The sequence below is a fragment of the Pontibacillus marinus BH030004 = DSM 16465 genome (assembly GCF_000425225.1).
In the GTDB taxonomy this organism is placed as follows: domain Bacteria; phylum Bacillota; class Bacilli; order Bacillales; family BH030062; genus Pontibacillus; species Pontibacillus marinus.
Genome location: NZ_KE384331.1, coordinates 184,161 through 190,808 on the forward strand (window position 1 = coordinate 184,161; position 6,648 = coordinate 190,808).

The following is a 6,648-nucleotide window of genomic DNA, read 5'->3' on the forward strand; positions in this document are numbered from 1 at the left end:
TTTCTTCTAACTCCTCAAGCAACTGATCAATCTCTTCTTTCGTTAAAGGTTCTACCTCTTGGATTTTGTCCATCTTTCCCATTCTCCTCACTCTTGCTGTATTTGCACTTTGGTCTCTTTAAAGAGAGTTTAAGGAATGCAACGTCTTATTCATAAGCAAAATAAAAGACTTGCCATTACACTCTTACAGTCTACCTTTTTGCCTTGTTTGTGGAGCTTATTCAATAAATCATCTAACTCCTGACTTAGTTGCACTGTTTGAGGATGTGAAAACCCCTTCTCAGCAGCTAATTTCATCATCTCATTTCTTTTTCTTTCTATATCGGAAATGATCGATTTCAATGTTATTCCCTCTCTTAAACCAATTTTAATGTGTTTTAAACTGATGTACAGTTGTATTTAATTCAACAGACATCTTCTTAATTTCATCAACCCGATCTGTTATCGTATCTAATGAAGCCGTTGTCTCTTGTGTTGATGCAGAAACTTCTTCTGTACTTGCAGCTGTTTGTTCAATAAATTCAGAAACGGAATCTAGTAAGCCTACGATTTTCTCAGAGCTTGTAATATTTTCATTCGAAGCATCCTGAATATCTTTTACATCCTTCACCACAGTTTGAACAGCCTGAAGAATACCTTCTAGTGATTGTCCTGCTAAATTCACAGCTTTCACACCTTCTTCCACCTCTTTTTGACTTTCTTCAGTAAGATAAACGGTTTTAGAAGATGTTTCTGTAATTTTGTTAACAATCTCTTTAACATTTTCTGCTCGATCAGTTGATTGCTCTGCAAGCTTTCGAACTTCGTCTGCCACTACTGCAAAACCTTTCCCACCTTCGCCTGCTCTTGCTGCTTCGATTGAGGCATTCAATGCTAACAAATTCGTCTGCTCTGCAATTTCTGAAATCATTTGAGCAATGCCTATAATTTCTTTTGAATACTTATCTAATATCGCAATGTGTTCCTTGGTTTCATTTGTTTTGGTTTGTATGTTCCCCATTTTATCTATAACAATATCTACACTTTCTTTTCCATCACTCGCAAGCTGAAATGTATGTTGAGAGTTTTCATGAGTGGAAACAGCTTTCTTTTGACTATTTTTGATTAAGCCAGAAAGATCCACTAATTCTTTATTAACTTCAGAAATAGATTTAAAACCTTCTTCAGCTTGTATAGCCAGTTGATTTGTGTTGGCAGATACCTCTCTTGAAGCTTCATTTACTTGCTCGGTGGAGGAAGAAACTTCTCTCGTTGATGTGGTTAACTGATTCGAGCTATCTCTAACGACCCCAATAACCCCTTTTAAGGTTTCTAGCATATCATTAAAAGCGAGAACTAGTTCCTTAAATTCATCATTCGTTTTGATCTCGATCTTTTTCGAAAGATCGATTTGATCTCCTTGTATTACAGATAATTGATCTGTAATGCTCTGGATAGGCTTCACAACAAAATGCTTGATCCCAATCCCAATAAAGCCAATCATAATGATTAAGTTAGCAATAAGTATGAAATAAGTATCTAGCAAACCTTTAACAAAAGGTCCTAAAAGATTTATAAATTCAAACCCTAATACGATAGATTTTAAGTAGGATAATGGAACTCCCATCAAAAGACTAAAGAAGGTTGCACTTATAATCAAGAACGTCACCTTCCGTTGTATGGACCATTTAGCTTTTCTGCTGTCTTTCACTGCTTTGCTCTTCGGTTTTCCTGACGATTCTTTGACCATAACTTCCTCCTTCTTTTAGTTGCATATAGCTTTAAATAACTAAATAAAAATGACTAATTCATCATTAGTCATTATAAAAAAAGCCTTATTCTATTTCTATTTTAATTTTGATTGTTTCACATAAAATGACTATAACCGCATATTTTCGACAAAAATCGACAAACCTGATATTCCTTTTACTATTTTCAAATAATAGGGAGGAGTTTATCTAATTTTCTTAAGTCCTCTTTCGTTATGATCGGGTCTTCAATGCTGACTGCATTTTTGGCTAACGTATAGGTAATCGTTAACCATGTCGTAATGATTTCCTCTTTATAAGGGGAGTTTTCCAACAGTCCCTCTGCTTCGATCAATAAACGAACGGCCTCCTCATAATGTTTATTATTGATTACTAAAAACAAGGCCTGATTCCGTTTGTGAAGAGCCAGTTGATAAAGAGCTGGAGGATTGTCCATACTATTAGCAAATTTAGTGATAATTTGATCGGATTTACTGAAGAACTGTTTTGCTTCATCTATACGTTTCTCAAGTATAAGTACGAAACAATAATCTGGGTAAACATAGATAAGATCCAATGTTTCTTTAGCACATTGGATAGCATTGTCCCAACAAACCTTCGCCTGATCAAATTGCTTTAATTTATAGTGAATATAGCCTTTATTGACATTAATCGTATAAGGATCTTGTCCCGAGTAGTTTAAGTCTATTAAGGCTTCATAAGACTCTAGCGCTTCTTTATAGAGTCCTAAAAAGATATAGATATGTCCTATTCTCGCTAAAATAGAATACTGAAAATGCTTAGTTACTTCCGTTTGGCTCATTAAGCGATAAGCTTCTTTTGCTTGGGTTAATGCTTCTACATACTTTTCCTCAAAATATAAACATGTTGCTAACTGATAAGATATAAAGATTTTTTGTCGGATATTGAACTTTCCAACGTCTTTTATTTGTTCCATTACACGCACATAATAAGTGTACCTTCTAAACTTTTTACTTTTTATATAGAAATATTCAATGATAGCCATTTGCTCACTTTTAGGGAGAGTTAACATTTGGTTTTGAATAAAAGTGATCTTTCCGCGAATTTTTTTCTCATTTTTAGTAAAGATCAAGGAAAGGCAGATGGTGTACAGTTGCACTTTTATCTTTTGAATAGAAGGTCTTGTTTTGGATAATAGAATTAATTTTCGAAATACGTTCTTCGCAAACGGATTATCCTCATCCATACAAGCTTTCTCCAGCATTTCTAATAGAGTTTCATATTTATGATTTAACTGTAAGTACATGTGCTTTGCCTCATCATAAGAGATATGTAATACATCTAACAATGGATGCAATAACTCAAAATCAGGATAGGTTCTCCCTGTTTCATATTTACTGAGTTGATGCTGTGAAATGGTCATATCATATTTTTCATAAAGTTCATCACAAACAAACTCTTGCGAAAGCCCTCTTGTTTTTCTCTTTAATCGAAGGAGTTCAGAAAGCTTATTCATCTTAAAACACCTCCATTTAAAGGTTTTGTGTCCCCTTCCCTTAATACAATATCAAAAAAACTTGAAAATTTATTATGAAAATAGTGGTAATTGAACATATTATTATTTTGCCATAATATTAAACAACAAAAAAATCCGCTCTCCCTAAAAAGGAGTAGCGGATTTTTTCTTATAATTAGCCGTTAATTATTCAGGCTGGAAAGAATCTAGTTTTACAAATTTAACATTTTCAACGGAACCGTCTTTTGCGCTCTTTGTATAAAGCGTTAGTGTAAGTGTTCCATTTGAAGGAAGCTTGTCTTTTGCAATGTTGACATCAAATTCAAATGTTCCCCAGTTTGGAGCACCTTTGCTTGCTGTTACGTTTTGCTCTGGCACTAACATGTTGTGTCCATCTTCAACGTTATAAGCGAAAGAAGCTTCAAATGCACGAGCTTCACCTGTAACGGTGTAGTCCCCGTCGGCATTTTCAGTGACTTTCACGTTACGGAACGTTTGCTCACCAGATGGTACTTCAAAGTTTTGAGTTAACTGGAACGGTTGAGCGTCAATCGTCTGTTTATTAATTTTAGCTGGTAATAGTGTGATTTCAGCAGTATATGTGCCTGCTTCCACACGTTTATCGTCTTGCTTGTAGTTCCAAGACGTTTTCCAGGATAGTGCTTCACCTGGTTTAATTTCTTTATTTACTAGTGCTTCAGTAAATGCTTTTCCTTTTGAATAGCGATATACTTCTTCACCTTCAGCATTTTTCACGATGACTTCGTATTGCTGACCAGATGGGAAAGTAAGCTCTACCGCTTCTTCACCTGTGTTTTTCATTTGGAAATTAAAATCTACTTTATCGGCGTCTGCTTGTACATCGGCTGTCATTTCTAGTTGCTGCAGTAATTGTTCAAGGTTTACTTCCTCATTTGTTCCATCGTTTTTGTTCGTGTTATCTGAGGAATTTGTGTCTTCTTTGCCATTTGCTTCGTTTGTTCCGGAACAACCGGCAGCGACAAACAGCATTGCCATGACAAGAACAAGAAGTTTTTTCATGCTCGTCACACATCCTTTTCTTATTATTCACCCTATTAGTCGGAATGACATGCATTTTAGTTTCACTTTTTAGTCATCACGTCGAAAGAATCCGAAGATGCCTGTAGTTTGTACAATGTTCGTGAATGCATGTGGGTCAACGTCTTTAATTATGTGCTCTAGATCGTAAAGTTCGTAACGGGTAATTACCATGATTAGCATATCCTTGTCCTGTTTGGTAAATGCACCCTTCGCAGGAACTTGTGTAATTCCCCTTACCATTTTAGCGTGAATTGCTTGTTGTAACTCTTCTGCTTTGGTTGTAATGATCATTGCGGTTAGTTTTTCGTGACGTGTATGAATTGCATCGATCACACGAGTAGAAACATAAAGTGTCACAATCGTATAAAGGGCCTTTTCCTCATCATACAACAAACCAGCCAAAATGATAATCATTCCATTCAAAATAAAGAAATAAGTCCCAATTGGTCGATCTTTAATTCTCGATAAAAGCATAGCTACGATGTCCATACCACCTGTTGAAGCACCCCATTTCAGGGTGATCCCAACGCCTACAGCCCCTATCACACCGCCAAATACAGCATTTAGAAGGATGTCAGTAGACAGCTGTTGTACTGGAATAATCTCTAGGAATAAAGTGGTAAAAATGACCGATATCATACTATAAATGGTAAATCCTTTTCCTACTTTCAACCATCCTAGAATGATAACAGGTATGTTTAAAATGAATAATAGCACACCGGTTGTAATCCCGATTCCTAACTTATCTTGAAACACACTAGACATTAACTGAGCCATACCTGTAAACCCGCTCGCATACACGTTTGCCTTGATTAGGAAGAGGTTTAGCGAGATCGCGTTAAGTACAGCTCCTAAAATAACAATCACAATTCGTCTAATTTCAATAAAAAACATAAAGGCCTCCTTCAGTTCGACAATTCCCTTTTTTCTTTGTACCACCTTTTTTAATGGAAAATCAATACTCTTTAGGTTAAATTGTGTTTTATTGTAAAATCATACTATAGTCCTAGCTGGAAATAAATACTTTGACTACCTTCCACCTTAGGCTTAAACTAAGGTCAAAAGGTCTAAAATTAAAGAGGTGGAAAAAATGAACGTCCAAATTATAGCTGATTCAGCTAGTGATTTACCGGATTCCTACATAGAACAGTATGGCATCAAACGCGTTTCGCTTACCGTTCATTTAGATGATCAAGATTATTTAGATGCGGTAGATATTCAATCGAAAGATGTATATGATGCGATGCGTAACGGAAAAGCACCTAAGACCTCTCAGGTTTCCCCACAAACGTTTAAAGATTTATTCGAGGAATACGCCAAAAAAGGACAACCTTGTATTTATTTAGCATTATCATCTGAACTTTCAGGTACGTATCAAACAGCTAAAATGATGCAACAGGAAGTATTAGAAGAGTATCCTGACTTTCAATTAGAAGTCATTGATACTCACTGTGCTTCGTTAGGGTATGGACTAGTCGTGCTCCGTGTAGCTCAACTCGCTCAAGAGAACGCTGATATGGAAACTTTACTTAAAACAGCGGAAAGCCATATGAATCATATGGAACATATCTTTACCGTAGATGATTTAGAGTACCTTAAGCGCGGCGGTCGTGTAAGTGCTGCAGCTGCTTTTGTTGGTACCATGCTTAAAATCAAGCCTTTACTCCACGTGGAAAATGGACAGCTTATTCCCTTAGAAAAGATACGTGGACAGAAAAAGGTTTTTAAGCGAATGCTTGAACTGATGAATGAACGTGGTGAGGACCTAGGAAATCAGCCAATAGCCATTTCACACGGTGACGATGCTGAGCGTGCTGAACAGCTGGCTGAAATGATTCGCGAAGAACATGGAACACAAGAAATCATTATCCATCAGATCGGATCTGCTATTGGTGCTCATGCTGGCCCAGGAACGATTGCACTCTTTTTCTTAAACAAGCCTTATGAGTAATCTACCCTCTTTCTACACATTCTAAGACAGAATGTAGAAAGGAGTGGGATTCCATGGCTACAAAGAATACAAAAGACAATAACAAAAAGCCGTTCGACAACAATGCGAAGCGTGCTCAAAAAAATGAAGAACGAGAAGCAGCAAGACAACGCGGCGAGCGTCAATTTTCAAAGAAAACCGATCATAAATAGGAATGGATGAAAAGCTGTTGGAATTGCTCCAACGGCTTTTATTTTTATTGAGGAAGCCTTTTGATTTAGTGAAGAACATCACCTATTTAGTGCGGAAGTCCTCCGATTTAGTGAAGAACATCACCTATTTAGTGCGGAAGTCCTCCGATTTAGTGAAGAACATCATCCACTTAGTGTGGAACCCCTCCTATTTAGTGAAGAACATCACCCATTTAGTGT

General features: G+C 36.6%; 8 protein-coding genes. 3 read left to right on the plus strand and 5 right to left on the minus strand.

The window, feature by feature from the left end; all coding sequences use genetic code 11:
• Nucleotides 1-150: 150 nt before the first annotated feature.
• From H514_RS0117465 to H514_RS0117485, 5 genes are all read right to left on the minus strand, one after another.
• Nucleotides 151-342, minus strand: coding sequence for a Spo0E family sporulation regulatory protein-aspartic acid phosphatase (locus H514_RS0117465; RefSeq protein WP_051255203.1), 192 nt, complete (start codon nucleotides 340-342; stop codon nucleotides 151-153).
• Nucleotides 343-367: 25 nt separating this feature from the next.
• Nucleotides 368-1,729, minus strand: a complete 1,362-nt coding sequence (locus H514_RS23415) for a methyl-accepting chemotaxis protein (protein ID WP_051255204.1) — start codon at nucleotides 1,727-1,729, stop codon at nucleotides 368-370.
• 185 nt (nucleotides 1,730-1,914) lie between these two features.
• Nucleotides 1,915-3,225, minus strand: coding sequence for a helix-turn-helix transcriptional regulator (locus tag H514_RS0117475; RefSeq protein WP_027448112.1), 1,311 nt, complete (start codon nucleotides 3,223-3,225; stop codon nucleotides 1,915-1,917).
• A gap of 186 nt (nucleotides 3,226-3,411) precedes the next feature.
• On the minus strand, nucleotides 3,412-4,266 hold the full coding sequence (locus H514_RS24075) for a BsuPI-related putative proteinase inhibitor (RefSeq protein ID WP_051255205.1): 855 nt from the start codon (nucleotides 4,264-4,266) through the stop codon (nucleotides 3,412-3,414).
• Between the two features lie 69 nt (nucleotides 4,267-4,335).
• Nucleotides 4,336-5,181, minus strand: coding sequence for a YitT family protein (locus tag H514_RS0117485; RefSeq protein ID WP_027448113.1), 846 nt, complete (start codon nucleotides 5,179-5,181; stop codon nucleotides 4,336-4,338).
• A gap of 196 nt (nucleotides 5,182-5,377) precedes the next feature.
• Here H514_RS0117485 and H514_RS0117490 point away from each other — a divergent pair, with 196 nt between their 5' ends.
• The 3 genes from H514_RS0117490 to H514_RS25470 all read left to right on the plus strand — a co-directional run.
• A complete protein-coding gene (locus H514_RS0117490; protein ID WP_027448114.1) occupies nucleotides 5,378-6,238 on the plus strand; it encodes a DegV family protein in 861 nt (286 codons plus the stop codon).
• A 53-nt stretch (nucleotides 6,239-6,291) separates the two neighbouring features.
• On the plus strand, nucleotides 6,292-6,429 hold the full coding sequence (locus H514_RS24765) for a DUF3941 domain-containing protein (protein ID WP_154657405.1): 138 nt from the start codon (nucleotides 6,292-6,294) through the stop codon (nucleotides 6,427-6,429).
• Nucleotides 6,430-6,431: 2 nt separating this feature from the next.
• Nucleotides 6,432-6,648, plus strand: a 217-nt coding sequence (locus tag H514_RS25470) for a hypothetical protein (RefSeq protein WP_211226782.1), incomplete at its 3' end; no start/stop codon positions are given.

Excerpts from the sequence above, each read along its gene's own strand:
- H514_RS0117490 (WP_027448114.1), top strand. The coding sequence starts at position 5,378 with ATGAACGTCCAAATTATAGCTGATTCAGCTAGTGATTTACCGGATTCC.
- H514_RS24765 (WP_154657405.1), top strand. The coding sequence starts at position 6,292 with ATGGCTACAAAGAATACAAAAGACAATAACAAAAAGCCGTTCGACAAC.
- H514_RS23415 (WP_051255204.1), bottom strand. The coding sequence starts at position 1,729 with ATGGTCAAAGAATCGTCAGGAAAACCGAAGAGCAAAGCAGTGAAAGAC.
- H514_RS24075 (WP_051255205.1), bottom strand. The coding sequence starts at position 4,266 with ATGAAAAAACTTCTTGTTCTTGTCATGGCAATGCTGTTTGTCGCTGCC.
- H514_RS0117475 (WP_027448112.1), bottom strand. The coding sequence starts at position 3,225 with ATGAATAAGCTTTCTGAACTCCTTCGATTAAAGAGAAAAACAAGAGGG.
- H514_RS0117485 (WP_027448113.1), bottom strand. The coding sequence starts at position 5,181 with ATGTTTTTTATTGAAATTAGACGAATTGTGATTGTTATTTTAGGAGCT.